The sequence below is a fragment of the Nocardioides sp. zg-DK7169 genome, assembly GCF_013155365.1.
In the GTDB taxonomy this organism is placed as follows: Bacteria; Actinomycetota; Actinomycetes; order Propionibacteriales; family Nocardioidaceae; genus Nocardioides.
Map to the genome: position 1 here is coordinate 134,401 of NZ_JABJRA010000005.1, position 18,027 is coordinate 152,427.

Annotated in this window: 23 protein-coding genes and 1 pseudogene; 5 read left to right on the plus strand and 19 right to left on the minus strand. The window is 73.5% G+C overall.

Going from position 1 to position 18,027, the window contains the following annotated elements; all coding sequences use genetic code 11:
• The first annotated feature begins 86 nt into the window (after window positions 1-86).
• Together HOQ23_RS09530 and HOQ23_RS09535 are read left to right on the plus strand one after the other, a co-directional pair.
• Window positions 87-815, plus strand: a complete 729-nt coding sequence (locus HOQ23_RS09530) for an alpha/beta fold hydrolase (RefSeq protein WP_172214118.1) — start codon at window positions 87-89, stop codon at window positions 813-815.
• Window positions 812-1,393, plus strand: a complete 582-nt coding sequence (locus HOQ23_RS09535; protein WP_172214119.1) for a TIGR03086 family metal-binding protein — start codon at window positions 812-814, stop codon at window positions 1,391-1,393. Before HOQ23_RS09530 ends, HOQ23_RS09535 begins: the two co-directional genes overlap by 4 nt.
• Window positions 1,394-1,420: 27 nt before the next feature.
• Here HOQ23_RS09535 and HOQ23_RS09540 read toward each other — a convergent pair whose 3' ends face one another.
• From HOQ23_RS09540 to HOQ23_RS09555, 4 genes are read right to left on the minus strand one after another with little or no spacing between them, the layout of a single operon-like run.
• Complete coding sequence (locus HOQ23_RS09540) at window positions 1,421-1,762, minus strand: DUF1801 domain-containing protein (protein WP_172214120.1); 342 nt, start codon at window positions 1,760-1,762, stop codon at window positions 1,421-1,423.
• Between the two features lie 32 nt (window positions 1,763-1,794).
• On the minus strand, window positions 1,795-2,193 hold the full coding sequence (locus tag HOQ23_RS09545; protein ID WP_172214121.1) for a rhodanese-like domain-containing protein: 399 nt from the start codon (window positions 2,191-2,193) through the stop codon (window positions 1,795-1,797).
• A 21-nt stretch (window positions 2,194-2,214) separates the two neighbouring features.
• The gene (locus tag HOQ23_RS09550) at window positions 2,215-3,474 is read right to left on the minus strand and encodes an MFS transporter (RefSeq protein ID WP_172214122.1); all 1,260 of its coding nucleotides are present in this window, start codon (window positions 3,472-3,474) and stop codon (window positions 2,215-2,217) included.
• Entirely contained in the window at window positions 3,471-4,133 is a 663-nt protein-coding gene (locus HOQ23_RS09555; protein WP_216653998.1) for a class I SAM-dependent methyltransferase, read from the minus strand. The genes HOQ23_RS09550 and HOQ23_RS09555 overlap by 4 nt, the downstream gene beginning before the upstream one ends.
• Before the next feature lie 114 nt (window positions 4,134-4,247).
• On the opposite strand from HOQ23_RS09555, the gene HOQ23_RS09560 reads away from it, so the two are divergent.
• Entirely contained in the window at window positions 4,248-4,943 is a 696-nt protein-coding gene (locus HOQ23_RS09560; protein ID WP_172214123.1) for a bifunctional 2-polyprenyl-6-hydroxyphenol methylase/3-demethylubiquinol 3-O-methyltransferase UbiG, read from the plus strand.
• Between the two features lie 159 nt (window positions 4,944-5,102).
• Here the strand turns inward: HOQ23_RS09560 and HOQ23_RS21545 are convergent.
• A pseudogene (locus HOQ23_RS21545) lies at window positions 5,103-5,537 on the minus strand (dihydrofolate reductase family protein); the annotation flags it as partial.
• Window positions 5,538-5,564: 27 nt separating this feature from the next.
• Entirely contained in the window at window positions 5,565-5,753 is a 189-nt protein-coding gene (locus HOQ23_RS09570) for a DUF1918 domain-containing protein (RefSeq protein WP_172214125.1), read from the minus strand.
• A 212-nt stretch (window positions 5,754-5,965) separates the two neighbouring features.
• Here HOQ23_RS09570 and HOQ23_RS09575 point away from each other — a divergent pair, with 212 nt between their 5' ends.
• Window positions 5,966-6,445: a cupin domain-containing protein gene (locus tag HOQ23_RS09575; RefSeq protein ID WP_172214127.1), complete on the plus strand. Its 480-nt coding sequence runs from the start codon at window positions 5,966-5,968 to the stop codon at window positions 6,443-6,445.
• 1 nt (window position 6,446) lies between these two features.
• Here the strand turns inward: HOQ23_RS09575 and HOQ23_RS09580 are convergent, their stop codons facing one another.
• On the minus strand, window positions 6,447-7,019 hold the full coding sequence (locus tag HOQ23_RS09580; protein WP_172214129.1) for a helix-turn-helix domain-containing protein: 573 nt from the start codon (window positions 7,017-7,019) through the stop codon (window positions 6,447-6,449).
• 66 nt (window positions 7,020-7,085) lie between these two features.
• Between HOQ23_RS09580 and HOQ23_RS09585 the strand changes: the two genes are divergently transcribed.
• A complete protein-coding gene (locus HOQ23_RS09585; protein ID WP_172214131.1) occupies window positions 7,086-8,087 on the plus strand; it encodes an NAD(P)/FAD-dependent oxidoreductase in 1,002 nt (333 codons plus the stop codon).
• Window positions 8,088-8,113: 26 nt separating this feature from the next.
• On the opposite strand, the gene HOQ23_RS09590 is transcribed toward HOQ23_RS09585, so the two are convergent.
• The 12 genes from HOQ23_RS09590 to HOQ23_RS20860 all read right to left on the minus strand — a co-directional run bounded on the left by HOQ23_RS09590 (window position 8,114) and on the right by HOQ23_RS20860 (window position 18,016).
• On the minus strand, window positions 8,114-8,410 hold the full coding sequence (locus HOQ23_RS09590) for a hypothetical protein (RefSeq protein WP_172214133.1): 297 nt from the start codon (window positions 8,408-8,410) through the stop codon (window positions 8,114-8,116).
• A gap of 40 nt (window positions 8,411-8,450) precedes the next feature.
• Complete coding sequence (locus tag HOQ23_RS09595) at window positions 8,451-8,738, minus strand: DUF1330 domain-containing protein (protein ID WP_172214135.1); 288 nt, start codon at window positions 8,736-8,738, stop codon at window positions 8,451-8,453.
• A gap of 71 nt (window positions 8,739-8,809) precedes the next feature.
• Window positions 8,810-9,388, minus strand: coding sequence for a 3-phenylpropionate/cinnamic acid dioxygenase subunit beta (locus HOQ23_RS09600; protein WP_172214137.1), 579 nt, complete (start codon window positions 9,386-9,388; stop codon window positions 8,810-8,812).
• A 26-nt stretch (window positions 9,389-9,414) separates the two neighbouring features.
• Window positions 9,415-10,551, minus strand: a complete 1,137-nt coding sequence (locus tag HOQ23_RS09605) for a VOC family protein (RefSeq protein WP_172214139.1) — start codon at window positions 10,549-10,551, stop codon at window positions 9,415-9,417.
• Window positions 10,548-11,870: an aromatic ring-hydroxylating dioxygenase subunit alpha gene (locus HOQ23_RS21550; protein WP_216654000.1), complete on the minus strand. Its 1,323-nt coding sequence runs from the start codon at window positions 11,868-11,870 to the stop codon at window positions 10,548-10,550. Before HOQ23_RS21550 ends, HOQ23_RS09605 begins: the two co-directional genes overlap by 4 nt.
• A gap of 102 nt (window positions 11,871-11,972) precedes the next feature.
• Entirely contained in the window at window positions 11,973-12,746 is a 774-nt protein-coding gene (locus HOQ23_RS09615) for an IclR family transcriptional regulator (RefSeq protein WP_172214143.1), read from the minus strand.
• A gap of 140 nt (window positions 12,747-12,886) precedes the next feature.
• Complete coding sequence (locus tag HOQ23_RS09620; RefSeq protein WP_172214145.1) at window positions 12,887-13,759, minus strand: VOC family protein; 873 nt, start codon at window positions 13,757-13,759, stop codon at window positions 12,887-12,889.
• Window positions 13,760-13,847: 88 nt separating this feature from the next.
• The gene (locus HOQ23_RS09625; protein WP_172214147.1) at window positions 13,848-15,086 is read right to left on the minus strand and encodes a flavin reductase; all 1,239 of its coding nucleotides are present in this window, start codon (window positions 15,084-15,086) and stop codon (window positions 13,848-13,850) included.
• A gap of 29 nt (window positions 15,087-15,115) precedes the next feature.
• Window positions 15,116-15,532: a heme-binding protein gene (locus HOQ23_RS09630; RefSeq protein WP_172214149.1), complete on the minus strand. Its 417-nt coding sequence runs from the start codon at window positions 15,530-15,532 to the stop codon at window positions 15,116-15,118.
• 2 nt (window positions 15,533-15,534) lie between these two features.
• The gene (locus tag HOQ23_RS09635; protein WP_172214151.1) at window positions 15,535-16,371 is read right to left on the minus strand and encodes an ABC transporter ATP-binding protein; all 837 of its coding nucleotides are present in this window, start codon (window positions 16,369-16,371) and stop codon (window positions 15,535-15,537) included.
• Window positions 16,371-17,156: an ABC transporter permease gene (locus tag HOQ23_RS09640; protein WP_172214153.1), complete on the minus strand. Its 786-nt coding sequence runs from the start codon at window positions 17,154-17,156 to the stop codon at window positions 16,371-16,373. Before HOQ23_RS09640 ends, HOQ23_RS09635 begins: the two co-directional genes overlap by 1 nt.
• On the minus strand, window positions 17,153-18,016 hold the full coding sequence (locus HOQ23_RS20860; RefSeq protein WP_216654002.1) for an ABC transporter permease subunit: 864 nt from the start codon (window positions 18,014-18,016) through the stop codon (window positions 17,153-17,155). The genes HOQ23_RS09640 and HOQ23_RS20860 overlap by 4 nt, the downstream gene beginning before the upstream one ends.
• Between the last annotated feature and the right edge of the window lie 11 nt (window positions 18,017-18,027).

Genomic DNA, 18,027 nt, shown 5'->3' on the forward strand with positions numbered 1-18,027 from the left:
GACCCGGGCCCGTGATCCGGCCCGTGATCCGGCGGGCCGGCCGCGCACGGCGATGAGTCCGCGGACCACCGGCGGTCTGCACCAAGATGACCACCTTCGCGCTCGTGCACGGCTCCGGCGACGGCGGCTGGGCGTGGGACCACGTCGCACGCGCGCTGCGCCGGCGCGGGCACGAGGCCGTCGCGCCCGACCTCCCGACCGACCGGGAGGACGCCACCTGGGCGGACTGCGTCGACGTGGTCGCCCAGGCGGTGGGCGTGGGCGACGGCCCGGTCGGGGGCCGGACCGAGGGCAACGAGGACGTCGTCGTGGTCGGGCACTCCTCCGGCGCCTTCGTGGCGTCGCTGGCCGCCACCCGGCTGGGGGCCGCCCAGGTCTTCGTGGCCGCGATGGTGCCGCGGCCCGGGGAGAGCGCGCAGGAGTGGTTCGACGCGGTCGGCTGGGGCGCGGCGGTCGCGGCGGGTGCCCACGAGGACGGCGGCCGCACCGGCAGCACGGACCCGATGGTGGCCTACTTCCACGACGTCGCGCCCGGCCTCGCCCGCGAGGCCGTCGCCCGCGAGCGCCCCACGAGCGACGTGCTCGGCGAGGTGCCGTGGCCCGGCCCCGGCCCGGCGGTCCCGGCGCGGTACGTCGTGACCACGCTCGACCGCTTCCTGCCGCCGGCGCTCCAGCGCGAGGTCGCCCGGACCCGTCTCGGGATCGAGGAGCCCGAGACGATCGGTACCGGTCACTGCGCGCACCTGAGCCGCCCCGACGAGCTGGCCGACCTCCTCGCCCCGTCCGGCGCTCCCGGGGCGGGACTGCTCCGATGAGCGCACCCACCGATCTGGCGCCCGCCGGCGACGCGCTGCTCGCGACGCTCTCCGGCCTCGACGACGCGGACCTCGACCTCGCCACCCCCTGCGCCGGAACGACGATGGCCGAGCTGGTCCAGCACCTCGTCGGCCTGACCCAGGCGTTCCGCGCCGCCGCTGACAAGGAGCTCGGCCCGCTGACCGACACCAGCCCGGACGCCGACGGCTGGCCGCCGCTCGAGCCCGGCTGGCGTACGGCGCTGGAGAGCCAGGTGCCCGCGCTGGTGCGCGCCTGGCGCGAGGACGAGGCCTGGCAGGGCATGACGCGGGCCGGCGGGATCGACCTGCCGGCCGGGGTCGCCGGGCTGGTCGCGCTCGACGAGCTGGTGCTGCACGGCTGGGACCTCGCCCGCGCGAGCAGCCAGGAGTACCGGCTCGACCCGCCGACCACCGAGGCGTGCCTGGACTTCGTCAGCGGGTTCGACCCGGCCGGCACGCCGGGGATGTTCGCCCCCGCCGTACCGGTCGACCCGGGTGCGCCGGCCCTGGACCGGCTGGTGGCGCGCGCCGGTCGCGACCCGCGCTGGCCCGGCTGAGCTGGTCCGAGGACGAGCCGACGCGGGTCAGGCCCGGTTGCGCGCGACCGCCTCGCGGACCAGCTCCACGAACGCCGCCTCGTCGAGGACGTCGCCCTCGTGCAGGTCGATGGCCCGGCGGGTGCCGGCGTCGAGGCTGGCGTTGAACAGGCTGGAGGGGTCGTCGAGGGCGGCACCCTGGGCGAAGGTCAGCTTGACCTTGTCCTGGTAGGTCTCCGCGGTGCAGACCAGCCCGTCGCAGGAGAACGTCGGGACGCCGGCCGGGTTCGTCGGCTTGACCCACTTCGCCTCCTCGACCACGGCCGGCTCGGCGGTCAGGATCAGCGACCGCACGGTGTCGATGGTCTCGCTGCGCCAGTCATCGCTCATCCCCGCGACGATACGCGCGTCGAGCGCTCCCGTCAGCGGCTGAACCGGCGGGCGTCCGGCGTCGCCGCCCAGGCCTGGAACCCGCCGACCAGGTCGGTCGCGCGGGACAGGCCGAGCTGCTGGAGGGTGTGCGCGGCGAGGCTGGAGCTGTAGCCCTCGTCGCAGACCAGGACGATGCGCCGGTCGGGGTCGTCGGCGAGCGGCAGCCGGTGCGGGCTGGTCGGGTCGAGGCGCCACTCGAGCACGTTGCGCCCGATCACCACCGCCCCGGGGAGCTCGCCGTCGCGGTCGCGCAGCTCGAGCGGGCGGATGTCGACGATCAGCGCGCCCTCGGCGCGCACGGCGGGGAGGTCCTCGGCCGCGACCCGGTCGAGGCCGCGCCGGCTCTGCTCCAGCAGCCTGCTGACGGCCGAGCCGTCGGAGGTGGTCATGCCCCGACGATACGGAGGGGGTCAGCGCACGGCGAGGTTCCCGGCCGGTGCGGCGCGGTACCAGACCACCACCGGGACCAGCAGCAGCGCCAGGAACCCGCCGCCCAGGGACAGGACGGCGAAGCTGGAGGCGCCGACCACCACGCCCGACATCGCCCCGCCGCCGGCGCCGGCCAGCGCGATCAGGACGTCGATCGTGCCCTGGGTCCGTGCCCGGGTCTCCAGCGGTGTGGCGTCGACGATGAGCGCGGTGCCGCTGATCAGACCGAGGTTCCAGCCGAGCCCGAGCAGCACGAGGGCGACGGTGAGCAGCGTCATCGAGTCGCCGGGGGCGAGCGCGGCGACCAGACCGGCGGCCAGCAGCGTGAGGGCCGAGGCGAGCGCCATCGGCAGCCGGCCGACCCGGTCCACCAGCCGCCCGGTCACCAGCGAGGGCAGGAACATCGCCCCGATGTGCATCCCGATCACGAAGCCGACCTCGCCGAGGCCGTGGTCGTGGTGGCGCATGTGGACCGGGGTCATCGTCATGATCGCGACCATCGCCACCTGGGTGAGCACCATGATCGTCGCGCCCACGGCGACCCCGCGCGGCGACCCGGCACTCGACTGCCCGGCCTGCGCGTGCTCCCCAGCCTGCTGCGGGGCGGGCGCGCTCGCGGCGAGCTCGCGCGCCACCAGCAGCGGGTCGGGGCGCAGCAGCACCAGCAGCACCAGGCCGGCCAGCCCGTAGGCGACGGCCGCGAGCAGGAACGGCCCGGCCAGCGCCGGGATCCCGAGCGTCGTCGCGAGCTCGCCGAGCACCCCGACGGAGTTCGGCCCGGCGACCGCGCCGAAGGTGGTGGAGACCATCGCGATCGACACCGCGGTCCCCCGGTCCTGCGGCGCCGCGAGGTCGCTGCCGGCGTAGCGCGCCTGCAGGTTGGTGGCCGTGCCCGCGCCGTACACGAAGAGCGCGAGGAAGAGCAGCGGCACGTTGTCCAGCACCGCGGCCAGCACGATCCCGGCCGCGCCGGCGGCGCCCGCGAGGAACCCCGCCGCCAGGCCGACCCGCCGCCCGGAACGCTGGGAGACCCGCCCCACGACGTACGCCGTGAGGGCGGAGCCGAGGGTGAACAGCGCGGCCGGCAGCCCCGCCACGCCCTCGCCGCCGAGCATGTCCTGGGCCAGCAGCGCCCCCACGGTGACACCCGCCGCCAGGCCTGCGCCGCCGAACACCTGGGACACCACCACGACGCGCAGCGTGCGGCGGTAGAGCGCGCGCTGGTCCACCACGGTCGTCACGACGCCGTCCTCCGGGCGAGCACGGCGGCCTGGTCGTCACGCTCTCCGGACCGCGGGCGCCGCACCATCCGGCTCACCTCGCCCAGCCCGGCGGCGGCGAGCCCGGCGCCGACCTCGTCGGCGGTGACGAGATGGCGCTCGAGGACCACCTCGTGCCCGAAGGCGCGGTACGCCGCGGAGACGTCGCGCGTGCCGGCCCCGTGCTGGAAGCCGACCAGCAGGTGGCCGCCGGGGCGCAGCACCCGCGCGGCCTCGGCGAACAGGGCCGGATGGAGGGCCGGCGGGGCGTGGATGATCGAGTACCAGAGCAGGACCCCGTCGAAGCGGGCGGCGGCATACGGCAGCGCGGCGAGCGAGCCGACCACGACCGGCAGGTCGGGGCGGGCGTGGCGGGCCTCGACGGCCATCGCGGGCGAGAGGTCCACCCCCTCGACCGCGCAGCCCCGGGCCGCGAGGTACCGGCCGATCCGCCCGGTGCCGCAGCCGGCGTCGAGCACCCGGGGCCGCTCCGCGCCGGCGCTCACCGCCTCGACGAACGCGTCGAGCATCGCCAGGTCCAGCGGCGCCTCGGCGCGGGTGTCCGGGAGGTGCGCGGCGTAGTCGGCGGCCACCGTGTCGTAGGCACGGCGTACGCCTCGGTCGAGCGGGTCCTGCGTCACCGCGACAGGCTCGCACACCCGGCTGGCCGGACGCCCCGCGGCACGACGACCACCGCCCTTGCTGGATCGGCAAGATTATTTGCCAACCGACTGGGAAGCACGCAGAGTCGGAGCATGAGCGATCACGAGCACCGGCACGACGGGCACGACCACCGGAGCCACGACCACGCCGTCGACCAGCCGGACCCGGAGACGTGGTTCGAGCCGTCCGGCTGGGAGGAGCGGTACTCCTCGGAGGAGAAGGTCTGGAGCGGCAACCCCAACCCGCAGCTGGTCGCCGAGGCCTCGAGACTCACGCCCGGCACCGCGCTCGACGTCGGGTGCGGCGAGGGCGGCGACGTGATCTGGCTGGCGCAGCAGGGCTGGCGGGTCACCGGCGCGGACTTCTCCGCCAAGGGCCTGGCCCGGGCGGCCCGGCACGCGGCCGAGGCGGGCGTCGAGGACCGCACCGACTGGTGGCAGGTCGACGCGCGGACCTTCGACCCCGCGGGCCGCACCTTCGACCTGGTCACCACGCACTTCCTGCACCCGCCGGGCGGCACGATGGTGGAGGTGACCCGGCGCCTGGCCCGGGCGGTCGCCCCCGGCGGGCACCTGCTGGTGGTGGGGCACGCGCCGTCGGAGGCCTTCGCGCACAGCAGCCTCCAGCACCGCGCGATGTTCCTCGCCGAGGACCTGCTGCCCGCCCTCCCCGACGACTTCGAGCCCGTCGTGGTCGAGCAGCGCACCCGCACGATGACCCGCGAGGGCGTCACCCGCGAGGTGGACGACTCCACCCTGCTGGCCCGCCGCGCCGACAGCCCCGCCTGACGGCGGGCCGGGCCTTCCGGGCGCCGCTACCCCACGTCGTACCGCACGTGGAGCGCGCCGGGGAGGACCTCGACGTCGAGCTGGGCCAGGGCGCGACCGGTGCCGCGGGGCAGCAACGGCGTGCCCGCGCCCAGCACGACCGGCGCCGAACAGGTCGAGCTCGTCGACCTCGCCCGCCTCCCACAGCTCGCCGAGCACCGTCAGCGACCCCCAGAGCAGGCTGATGCCGGAGCTGTGCGCCCGGCGCTCGGCGACGTAGGCCACGGCGTCGCGCTCGACCCGCACCGCGCCGAGCTCGCTGTGCGCACCCTGCTCCTCCGGGCCCCACGGGGCACGGTCGAGCGAGCGGGAGAACACCACCTTGGGCGCCGCGTTGACCGCCGCCGCGATCGGCTCCTCGGACGTCGGCCAGTAGCCGGCGAACAGCTCGTAGGTCCGGCGTCCCAGCAGCACCTCCTCGACGTCACCGAGGAGGCGGTGGTTCCAGCGCTGGCTGGCGGCGTCGGCCTCGGGCGGCAGCGCCGCGAAGATCGCGCCCTCGCCGTCGGGTCCCGCGGCGCAGCCGTCCACGGAGACCCACTCCTGGGCCACCATCCGCACCGCGCGGCCCGTCCCCGGCGCCTAGAGCCCGCGGGGCCGCACGCGCGCGTCGGGCCCGGGGAAGCACAGGCCCTCGCGCCCGTCGCCCCAGCGCACCATGAACGGAGGGCCGCCGTCCGCGCCCTGCACGCCGATGATCTCGCCCTCGCGGCGGTGGGTCTCCGCCGAGTTGCTCTCCACGACCAGCTGGTCGCCGACGTTCGCCTTCATGGCTCCTCCTCTGCCGGGGTTACCACGATGCGCCTCGACGCCCCGGTCGGCAACCGGTCCGCGCTCAGGGACGGCCGGTCGACGCCCCCGGGCGGCCACCGGCAGGCGTAGCGTGGAAAGACCCGCCCGGGACGCGTCCGGGCCGATCATCGGTGGCAGCCATGGCAGGGACCGAGGCGCCTCAGGCAGGACGGCCGGGGCAGGACGGCGTGGTGGCCGGAGCGCCGGGCGCCGGGCGCGGCACCTGGGCGATGGGGTCGCTCTTCGAGCACCTCGTCGGCCCCGACCAGAGCGAGGGCGCCCTCGGCGTCGCGCTCGTCGCCCAGCCGCCCGGGACGGCCACCCCGCTGCACCGCCACCGGCGCGAGGCCGAGGCGCTCTACCTGCTCGAGGGCGAGATGGGCTACCGCGCGGGCGACACGACCTACGAGCTCACCGCGGGCTGGTTCCTCTACCTGCCCCGCGCGCTGCCGCACGCCTTCCGGGTGCGCGGCGAGCACCCCGCCCGCTTCCTCAGCCTGACCGTGCCCGGCGGGCTGCTCGCGCTGTACGACGAGGTGGGCGTGCCAGCGACCGCGATGCGGATCCCGGGCGAGGGCGAGGGGCTGACGATGGAGGAGGAGATCGGGCGCTGGAACGAGGTCGCCCCGCGCTACGGCCTGGAGGTGCTCGGCCCGCCGATCCCGGAGTGACTCAGGACCGCACGTGCATCCGCTCGCCCTGGGGCCCGTAGACCGCCAGCGCCTCCGCGGGGTCGGGGCCGGGGTTGCTGAGCCAGTGCGGGGTGCGGGTGTCGAACTCCACGACCTCACCGGGCTTCAGCAGCAGGTCGCGGGTGCCGAGCACCAGGCGCAGCCGCCCGGACAGCACGTAGAGCCACTCGTAGCCCTCGTGGGTGCGCGGGTCCGGCACCGCGTCCGGGCGCGGCGGCAGCACCTGCTTGTAGGCCTGGAGCCCGCCCGGGCGGCGGGTCAGCGGCAGGAAGGTCATGCCGTGGCGCTGTACCGGCCGCGAGCGCACCCGCGGGTCGCCGGTCTCCGGGGCGTCGACCAGGTCGTCCAGGGAGACCCGGTGGGCCTTCGCCAGCGCGAGCAGCAGCTCCAGGGTGGGCTTGCGCCCGCCGGACTCCAGCCGCGACAGGGTGCTCACCGAGATCCCGGTCTCCGCCGACAGGTCGGCCAGGGTCGCGTCGCGCTCGAGGCGCAGCTGGCGCAGCCGCGGACCGACCCGCTGGAGGGAGACGGCAAGGGCATCGTCGGTGACCATGCGGAGAAGTTTGCCGGTCTAGCAAGGATGTTTGTCAACCGCTTCGAGGGCTCGGAGACTCGGGGCATGACTGATCCCCTCCCTGTCCCCGAGCACGACGTCGTGGTCGTCGGCGGCGGCGCGGCCGCCCTCAGCGGCGCGCTGGCGCTGGGTCGCTCGCTGCGCTCCGTCCTGGTCCTCGACGCCGGCGAGCCCCGCAACGCGCCCGCCGCGCACGCCCACAACTACCTCGGCCGCGAGGGCGTGCCGCCCCGCGAGCTGCTCGCGATCGGTCGCGCCGAGGTCGAGCAGTACGGCGTGGAGGTCGTCGCCGCGCGCGTCGCCGAGGTCCGCCGTGACGGCGACCCCGACAGCCCCGACCCCCACGGCACCGGCTTCACCGTCGCCACCGAGGACGGGCGCACCGTCCGCGCCCGCCGGGTGCTGGTGGCGACCGGCCTGGTCGACGTGCTGCCCGACGTGCCCGGGCTGGCCGCCCGCTGGGGCCGCGACGTGCTGCACTGCCCCTACTGCCACGGGTGGGAGGTGCGCGGGCAACGGGTCGTGGTGCTGGCGACCGGCCCGATGGCGACCCACCAGGCGCTGCTGTTCGGCCAGCTCACCGAGCACGTCGTGGTCGTCGTCGCCGACCCCGCGGCGCACCCGGCCGAGGCCGACCTGGAGCGGCTCGCCGCGCGCGGCATCGCGGTGCTCGACGACCCGCCCCTGGAGGTGCTGACCACCGACGACGCCCTCAGCGGGGTGCGGCTGGCCTCCGGCGAGCTGCTGGCCTGCGACGCCGTGGTGGTCTCGCCCCGCGTCGAGGCGCAGGCGGGCTTCCTCGCACCGCTCGGGCTGGGGGCCGAGCCGTTCGCGCCGGGCGGGGTGGAGCTCGGCACCGCCCTGCCCGCGGACCCGATGGGCGCCACCGCGGTGCCCGGGCTGTGGGCGGCCGGCAACGTCACCGACCCCATGGCCCAGGTGATCGCCTCGGCGGCCGCCGGCCTGCGCGTCGGCGCGATGATCAACGCCGACCTCGTCGAGGAGGAGACCCGAGCCGCGGTCGCGGCCCGCCGGGCGCTCGCCTGAGCTCTGGATGGCGGCGCGGGGGCCGCTCAGCCCCGGCGCTCGTGCAGCCGCTGCTGGGCGGCGGGGAGGTAGGCCAGGCACGGCGCCTCGGCGCCAGGGTGCTTCTCGTGGAGGTGGAAGATCCAACGGTCCATCGCGGCCATGTAGCCGTTGTCCTCGCCCGCCCGGTGCGTCGACCACGGGCCGCGGCCCTTCACGGTGCACTCGGTGCAGGTGACCTTGTAGACGAACTGCTTGTCCTGGTCGAGGTCGATCTTGACCTTCGCCAGCGGACCCGCCTCCACAGCGGCCTTGCGCTCGCGCGCCGAACGGCTCGCCACCATGTCACACCCCTTGTCCTCGATCCCGCAGCCTACGCGGGCGCTAGACCCCCGGGACCACCCGGATCTCGCGCACTGCGCCACCGTCGAGCGCGGCCAGCGCCGCCTGGTACGCCGGCCCGTCGTGCGCGGCCCGCGCGGCCTCGACGGAGTCGAAGCGGATGACGACCGTGCGGGTCGCCTCGCCGGCCTCCCAGGTCTGCTCGGGCAGGCCGCGGGCCACGAACGTGCCGCCAGCCGCCTCGAGGGCCGGGCCGGCCAGCGCGGCGTACGCGGCCATCTTCGACTCGTCGAGGACCTCGCGGTAGATGCTGATCCAGTAAGCGCTCATGGGGGCCATCCTGCCGAACGGCCGGCGCCCGCCCCGGGGCGGGCGCCGGCGTCCCGGCATGTCGAGCGCCCTCAGAAGAAGGCGCTGAGGTTCTTGATCAGCAAGGTGGCCTGGTCGAACCGGATCTCGCGGCGAACGATCTCGAAGCCCGCCGGTGTGTCGACGCGGCGCAGCAGGTCGCGGCGCTGGCCCAGGATCTGGTCCTCGTCGCGCTCGCTGCGGGTGCGGTAGACGAGGAAGCTGGAGTTCACTGCGAACTCGTCGACCTTCTCGGTGGTGAACGCGCGCACGTTGGTGATCAGGTGGCGGGTGCGCGACGGCGGCTCCTCGGCCCACGCCATGTGGGTCTTGAGCCGATCGATGCGCTGGGCCATGTCGGCATGGTTCTCCTCGAAGTACGCAGCCCCGCCCCGCGGCGCGGTCTCGTGCCTGCGCTCGCGGAAGGTGCGGTTCTCCCGCGTCGGCGCCCAGTAGTCGAGGTCGGTGGCCAGCAGCGCGAACCAGTCGTCGAAGCGCCAGTCGTCGAGCAGGTCGGCCTCGAGGTACAAGAAGGTCGCCAGCTCGTGGGTCAGGTGCAGGTCGGCGGAGGCCACGGCACCCGGGGCCGCGGCCAGCACGGCGACCTGGGAGGTCTCAGCGACAGCAGTCATGATGGGTCTCCTCGTGGATCAGCGGGTCACAGGACCGCCGCGAGCGCGGCGAAGTCGATGACGTAGTCGGGGGTGGGCGGCGGGTCGAGGGCGAAGTGTCGGCACGTCGCCTCGAGGATCCAGCCGCCCAGGTCGGCCGCGGTGTCGTGGTAGCAGAACTCCCCGGAGCCGCCGATGAGCGGCGAGCCCATCGCCAACGGGATGCCGATGGAGGCCAGCCACTCGTTCTGGCGCGCCCAGTGCTCCTTGTCCGCGCCGACGGTGAGCAGCATGTGGTGGATGCCCTCGCCGTGGACGTCGCGGAACTCACGGTTGTAGTGGCTCGGGCCGTACGTCGGCTCGATGACCTCGAACCCGAAGTCCTTGAACGGCGCGAGGCCGGTGAAGTAGCCGTGCTCGACCGGCTCGCCGCGGTAGTACGGCGCCTCGAGCAGGCCCTCCTCGGTACGCCAGTCACGCATCCGGAACAGCGGCACGCCGAGGACCCTGCCGAACTGCTCGATGGTGGCGACCACGTCGTGCACGACGACGCCGAAGTGACCCACGCCCTGCACCGGCACCGGTCCGACGCCCTCGGGGCGGGTGTAGGTGCCCGCGTGGTCCCAGGTCTCGTGGACGGCCCACGCCGCGTCGGGGTCGTCGGCGACCTCGACCTCGACGATGAAGCCGCCCAGGATCCGGCGGGTGTCGACGAGCTGGCGGGTGATGCCGTCTGCGGTGATGGTCGCGGCGATCCGGATGCCGGCGTCGTCCAGCGCGGCCCGGGTCACCTCCCACTCGGCGTGGGTCTGGCGGGCCAGGGTCAGGTGACTGATCCCCTGGCCGCGTCGGAAGCGCATCTCGGCGAACGGCGTCTCCCCGGCCGAGTGCTCGATCAGCTCGAAGGTGACCGGCACCGCGTCGGGCCCGGGCGCCACGCCGGCCGGGCGGGCGGCACCGGTGGTCGTGCCCACCGCGGTGCGGAAGGTGGCCCCGGTGATGCGGCCCCGCGAGACCAGGCGGTCGGTGTTGGTGGGGGTCCACTGGCGGACCTCCCAGGTGTCGATGCCGAGGATCTCGGCGTAGCGACGGGTCGAGTGCTCCAGGTCCTTGACCACCACGCCGACGCGCAGCAGCTTCTCCACCTCGATCAGCGGCGTCTGCCGCTGGGTCTGCTGGGTCATCGGGCGATCCCCTCCAGTCCGATCTCGCGGTACGTCACCGGCTCGCCCCGCGAGACCTTGGCCTCGATCACCTGGGCCCAGCTCTCGGCGCTCATCATGTCGACGTAGTGGCGGTACATCCCGCGCGAGCCCTCGTCGGCGTACGGGTGGTCGACCGTCAGGCCGGGCAGGTTGTTCTGGTCGCGCTTCGCGTCGCCCATCCGCATCGTGTAGACGAGCGGGCTGCGCCGGGCCATGAAGCCGCGCATGATGCGCTGCTCCTCGACCCAGTTCTCGGCGTCGTCCTGCTCGAAGATGCCGCCGGGGCTGAAGGTGCGCAGCACCTTCTTCCGGATCTCCTCCTTGAACTCCGCGGGCGCGTCGCTGGGGACCATGGTCCAGGCCCAGACCTCGAACTCGCCCGGTCCGCGCGGGTGCGTGACGCGGATGGTGCCGTTGTGGAGGAACATGAAGTTCGGGAAGATGTTGGCGTGCCCGCGGATGCCGTCGGCACGGCGCTCCCCGACCCGCTCGACGACCTGGTCGTGGTTCTGGGCGACCCAGTCGTCACCGACCGACTCCCGCTTGGTGTTGCCGCCCAGGTCCCACCAGCCGGTGCCGTGGCCGAAGGTGCCGCTGAACTGGTGGCCCTCGCGTTCCTTGGTCGGGCCGATGCCCATGACCTGCTTGGCGCTCGCGTGGCTCACGTCGCCGTGGTACATGTCCGACGCCGGCTGCTCGGCGTTGAGCTTCCAGTTCGCCTCGATGACCCACTTGTGCACGGCGATGGCCTCGTAGCCGTTCGCGTAGCGGTCGAAGTGGGCGTCGAAGTACCACGCCATGTCGCCGAGGTAGTCGAGCAGGCTCGGGGCCTCGGCGTCCCAGGTGCCGAACCAGAAGCCGCGGTACTCCTCCAGCCGCGCCACCTGCCGCGGTCCCCAGTCCGACTTGTCGAAGGTCTCCGGGTTGTACGCCGTCTCCTCGTGGGGGACGTCGATCAGGTTGCCGGCGGTGTCGTAGACCCAGCCGTGGAAGGAGCACATGAACGCCTTGGCGTTGCCCCGGTCGGCCCGGCAGATCCGCATGCCGCGGTGGCGGCACTGGTTGAGGAACGCCCGGACCCCACCGTCCTTCTGGCGGACGACGACGACCGGGTCCTCCCCGATGTAGGTCTGAAGGAAGTCGCCCTTCTTGGGGATCATCGAGTCATGGGCGAGGAAGACCCACGAGCGGGCCCAGATCCGCTCGAGCTCCTGCTCGTAGATCGCCGCGCTGTGGAAGATCTCGCCCTGGATCTCCCCGCGGTCGACGTCGATGAATTGACTGACGTCAGTGGTCACTGCGTGCCTCCTGGTGCGGCCCTGATGGCTGAACACCCCCACCCTCGGGCCCCGACCCACCGACCACCTATGAACGCGTTCTGCCTCCCGGAACGGGGTGTCTCAGCCGTCCACGGTGCGCGAGAGACGGTCGCCGATCCGCCTCGAGGCAGCGACGACCAGCTCGGCAGCCCGGTCCCAGTTGACGCCCAGGGCCCGGCCGGCCAGCGAGATGGCCGCCACGCTCGAGCCGTGCGCGAGAACCGGTGAGGCGACGGCAACGGCGCCGATCGCCATCTCCTCGTGCTCGCGGGCGACCCCGGTCTCGCGCACCGTCGCGAGCTCGCGCAGCAGCCGACCCGGCTCGGTGATCGAGTACGGCGTGCGCCTCGGCAGGCCCGTGCGGAACTGGTCGCCGATCACCTCGGGCGAGGCGTGGGCGAGCAGCGCCTTGCCCAGCGCGGAGCAGGTCGCGGGGTGGCGCACGCCAGGGCCTGTCACCACCGGCGGCAGCCGGGTCGTGCGACGGTGGTGCACCTTCTCCAGGTAGACGATGTCGCGGCCCTCGAGCACCGCGAGGTGAGCGGTCAGGCCGGTGGCGACGTGCAGCTGGCTGAGCTCCCCGATGGCGAGGTCGCGCAGTCCCCCGGGACGGTAGGCGCCCACGCGGACGCCGAGCTCGAAGAGCTGGAGACCGAGGCGGTACCCGGTGCCCTCACGCTCGACGAATCCGATCGCCTCGAGCTCGGCCAGCAACCGGTGCGCGGTCGACTTCCACAGCCCTGACCTCCGGGCCAGCTCGCTGACCCCGAGCACGCGGTCCGGGCCGCGGAACGCCTCGAGGAGCAGGCCCGCCTTGGCGACCGAGCTCTGCTGGTGGGGGGTCTCGTCAGGCACGGGACCACCCTGCTGGAGCGCCCGCGCGCGGCGTAGGGCGATTCCGTCTGGTGAGGGACTGCTCTGGAGGGTCAGGGGTCCGGGCAGGCCGACGGCCCCACCCCGGAGAACGGGATGGGGCCGCGGGTGGTGCGGGAGGCTCAGACGCCCTCGGGGCGCTTGTGGCCCCAGTAGTGCGCGGAGTCGTAGCGGACCGGCAGCCAGGACTCGTCGTCGATCAGGATGCCGCCGACGCCGAACTCGATGCCGAAGCCGGAGGGGCTGCGCACGTAGAAGGAGATCATCTCGTCGTTGGTGTGCTTGCCCAGCGTCGACAGGATCGTCACGCCGGCGTCCTGCACGGCGTCCCAGGCGCGGCCCAGGGTGTCGAGGTCGTCGATCTCGAACATCAGGTGGCCGATGCCCTGCTTGCGGTGCGGCGCGTTGGCGTAGGCCAGCGAGTGGTGCCGCGGGTTGCAGTGCAGGAACGTGCCCACGTCGCCGGGCATGTCGATGTGGTCGGAGAGCCGGAAGCCGAGGATGTCGCGGAACAGCTCGTCGTACTTCTCCTGGCCGTGGTGCAGCGCCTGGAAGGCGTGGCCGAAGCCCAGGTCGCCGGCGACGAACTGCGCGCCGATCGGGGACACGAACTTCTGGGTCGCGCTGCGCAGGCCCCAGAAGAGCTCGTGGGTGATGATGTCCTCGGCGTCGCGGAAGCGGACCAGGTCCATGACCTTGCGCTCCTCGATCAGCTCCGGGGAGCCCTGCTCGACGGTGTAGCCCGCGGCCGCGACCTTCTCGGCCAGCTCGGCGAGCGCCTCACGCGAGCCGACGTCCCAGCCGAGCACCGAGGCACCGGGCTCGCCGCGACGCACGTCGATGCGATAGGCGAAGTGGTCCATGCGGAGCAACAGCCGGTCCTCGTCGCGGTAGGCGACCTGCAGCCCGAGCAGGTGGGAGCCGAACTCCACCCAGTCGTCCAGGTTCTCCGTGCGGATGACGGCGTACCCGAGGGCCTTGACCTTGGCGCTCATGTGGTTCTCCTCTGTTGAAAGTCCTGAGTCGATCCTGCGCCTCGGCGCGGCCCGCCCACAGGGGTCGTGGCACGGAGCGGAAAACTCCTCAGCCGCGTCGTACGCCGGCGCGCGCGGCGCGCTCGCGCAGCCGCCGGGCGCCCTCGTCGGCGACCGCGGTGAGGGCGGCGATCCACTCCTCGACCTGCGCCACGCTGGCCCCGCGGGGCAGCCCGGAGAGGCGCAGCGCCAGGCGGGTGTGCCCCTCCTCGGTCGGCATCGGGACGATCACCGAGTGCAGGTCGTGGGTCTGCTCGGGGTCGAGCACGGGCTCGTAGAGCGAGGCGCTCTCGGAGATCATCTGGCGCATCCGGCGCTCGTGCACGGGCAGCACGTCGACGCCGGAGTAGTCGCTCATCAGCGCGACCCGGTCGGTCGGACTCTGCGGCACCAGCGAGAGCGAGTAGCCGTTGCGGCGCACCGCGGCGAGGTTCTCGCGGAAGCTCGCGCGGTCCTCCTCCGAGGCCTTCGCCCGGGACAGCCAGCGCTCGACCTCCTCGTCGGGGGCCTGGGCGCAGAAGACGGTGCCGACCGGCGGGATGAGCGGGATCCGGTGGCCGACGGCCAGGCTCCCCGGCTCGTTGCCGCCGCTCTTGGTGGCGGCCACGAAGACCGCCTCGGAGCCGACCCGTGCCATCACGCTGCAGTCGGCGCCGAGCTCGCGGGCCAGCGCCTCGAGGGGCTCGCGGACGGCCTCGGCCATCTGCGCGCCCTCGATCAGCTCGGGGTCGGAGGCGGCCACCGGCGAGGGCAGCGCGAAGCGGCCGTAGCCGCCCTGGAAGAACAGCAGCGGCAGCGTCGGGCGCTGCACCGCGAGGTCGAGGACCCGGCCGAGCACGATCACGTGGTCGCCGCCGTCGAGCTCCTCGGTGACCTCGCACTCGATCCAGCCGACGGCGCCCGGCAGCACCGGGGACCCGTGGGCCGCGGGCGTCCACTCGACGCCGGCGAACTTGTCCTCGGCGCGCGAGGCGAAGCGGCCGCAGAGGTCCTGCTGGTCGGCGGCCAGGACGTTGACGCAGAAGTGCCTGCTGGTGCGCAGCCGCGCGTAGCTGCCCGAGGTGCGGGTGGGCAGGTAGGCGACCAGCGGCGGGTCGAGGGAGACGGAGGTGAAGGAGCCCACGACCATCCCCACGGGCGCGCCGGTGTCGTCGATCGCGGTCACCACGACGACACCGGTCGGGTAGTGCCCGAGGGTCTCGCGGAACAGCGCGGCGTCGAAGGGGGCGGGCGCAGCGGTCGTGTCGGTGCCGCCGGGGCTGCTCGGGGCGGGGGTGGTGCTCTCCATGCTCATTCTCCTGTCCGGGTCCGTGGGGGTCACGGACCGACGAGGGCGGCCGCAGCCGCCCGGGCGCACGCCAGATCCTGCTCGGGAAGCGCGCCGCTGACACCCACGGCGCCGACGACGGCGCCGTGGCGCAGCAGCGGCACCCCACCGGGGAGCGTCACCACGTCGCGGCCGGTGTCGGCGCCGACGACGTCGAGCAGCTCGGGCCACCGCTCGCGCAGCACGCCCAGCTCGTCGCTCGGGCGCTCGAAGAGCGCCGCCGTCCGTGCCTTGGCACGGGCGACGCCCGGGGTGAACCAGGTGGCGCCGTCGGCCCGCGCGACGAGTACGTCGGCCCCCCGCAGGTCGACGACGGCAACTGCCACGTGTACGCCGAGGGCGCCGGCGTGCTCGAGGGCGACCTCGAGCACGCGCGACGCCTCGGCGTGGGTGGGTGCGACTGCCACGCTCAGGCCGACGGCGCGGTGGCCGGCTCGGCCGGGGGCACCGGGGCCTTGATCAGGCGGTAGACCTCGGTACGCAGCTCGGCGAACTTCGGCAGCGCCTTGGTGGCCAGCTGCTCGCGCGGGACCGGCAGGTCGACGTCGATCAGCGCGGTGACGGTGGCCGGGCGGCCGGAGAGCACGAGCACGGTGTCGGCCAGGTAGACGGCCTCGTCGATGTCGTGGGTCACCAGCATCACCGTGATGCCCAGGTGGTCGCGCACCCGCAGGACCAGGTCCTCCAGGTCCGAGCGGGTCTGGGCGTCGACCGAGGCGAACGGCTCGTCCATCACGATCGCGCGCGGCTGCGAGGCCAGGGCACGGGCGATGGCGACGCGCTGCTGCATGCCGCCCGAGAGCTGCCACGGGTACGCCGCGGTGAAGTCCTTCAGGCCGACCTCGGTCAGCGCCTCGGTGGACAGGCGAAGCCGCTCGGCCTTCTTCACGCCGGCCGAGCGCAGCGGCAGCGCCACGTTGTCGAGGACCGAGAGCCACGGCATCAGCGAGCGGCTGTAGTCCTGGAACACGATCGCCAGGCCCTCCGGCGGGGACTTCACCGTCTTGCCCTCGAACACGACCGCGCCGTTGCTGGGCTGGAGCAGGCCGGTGAGGCTCTGCAGCAGCGTCGTCTTGCCGACGCCCGAAGGGCCCACGATGCAGACGAACTCGCCCTGCGCGACGGAGAACTCGAGGTTCTCGAAGATCTGGCGCTCGCCGTACGCGTGGCCCAGGCCCTTGGCCTGGATCACCGGCGTGCCCGAGGCACCCTTGACGCCCTCGGCGTTCGCGGTGGCGGTGGTCATCACTTTCCTCCGTTGTTGTGCGCGGTCATGCCCCGGTGCCAGGCAAGTGCCCAGGACTCGACGAGGGCGAAGAGGCGGTTGATCAGGTAGCCGAGGATGCCGAGGGCGATGATGCCTGCCCACATCGCAGTGGTGTTGAAGCTGCGCTGGGCGTCCAGGACGAAGTAGCCGATGCCGCCGGGGGTGCCCACCATCTCCGAGATCACCATCGCCACGAAGGAGATGGCCAGCGCGGTGCGGGCGCCCGCGAAGATCTGCGGCGCGGCGTTGGGCAGCACCAGGAACCGGATCCGGTCCAGCCGGCTGAGCCGGTAGGAGCGGGAGACCTGGCGCAGGACCGGCTCGACCGAGCGGACGCCGTCGATGGTGTTGAGCAGGATCGGCCAGGTCGCGACCAGCGCGATCATGGCGACCTTCATCGAGGAGCCGAGGCCGACGAGCAGCATCATCACCGGGAGGATCGCGACGCCGGGGGTGGCGCGCATGAACTCCACCAGCGGACGCACGGCGGCGTCCAGCCAGCTCACCATGCCCAGGACCATGCCCAGGCCGACGCCGGCGAGGCAGGCGATGCCGAATCCGAGCGCCAGGCGCTGGATGCTGGGCCAGATCTCGGTCTTGATGCCCTCGAAGAACCAGATGTCGACGAACTCGTCGAGGATCTGCGACAGCGGCGGGAAGTAGATGTTCGTGCTCTCGGCGCTGGCGAACCACCAGATCGCCACGAGCACCACGGGGAGCCAGAACTCCCAGAGCAGACGACGCACGATGCTTGTCGGGCTCATCGGTTGTTCTCCCTCTGCGACGGGTGCCACCACAGGACGCGGCGCTGCGCGGCTCCGAGCAGCATGTTGAGCAGCACGCCAAGGAGCGCGGCCGTGACCACCCAGACGAACATCCGGTCGTTGTCGTTGATGCTCAGGCTGTTGAACAGGCGCTGGCCGATGCCGTCGGCGCCGCCGAGGAACTCCGAGGAGATCGTGATCAGCAGGCTGATCGTGGCGGCGATGCGCAGGCCGGTCATGATGAACGGCATCGCGGACGGCACGTAGATGAAGCGGACGCGGGTGCGGAAGTCCATGCGGTAGGACTTCGCGACCTGGCGCACCTGCGGCGAGAGCTGCTGGGCGGCGTACATCGACTGCACCAGGATCGGCCACAGGGCGCTGAACATCACCAGGATGAGCACCATCGTGCGGGTCGAGCCGTAGAGCAGGAGCACGACCGGGAGGATCGCGACGCCGGGGATGGTGCGGCCGAAGTCGATCACGAAGGTGGTCGAGCGCTCCATCGGCTTGAAGGTGCCGATCAGCAGGCCGAGGGGCACGCCGATGAGCACCGAGAGCCCGAAGCCGATCACGGCGGAGACCAGCGTGCTGCCGACGGCCTCCCAGTACGACGAGGTGGCGACCATGTCGGCGGCCGTCTCGACGAGGCGGGCCGGGGTCGGCACACCGGCGGCGCGGCCACGGTTCAGGGCGAACCAGTGCCACAGGAGGAGCGCAGCCCCGATCGCTGCGATCTTGAGCCCGACAGACGCCAGCAGCTCGCGCTGCCGGGAGCTGCGGGACGAACGCGCCCGACGCCTGGACGGCGCGGCGCCTGCCGGCGCGGGGGTCCCCGCGCCGGCAGGCGAAGTCGTCACGGACTCAGGCA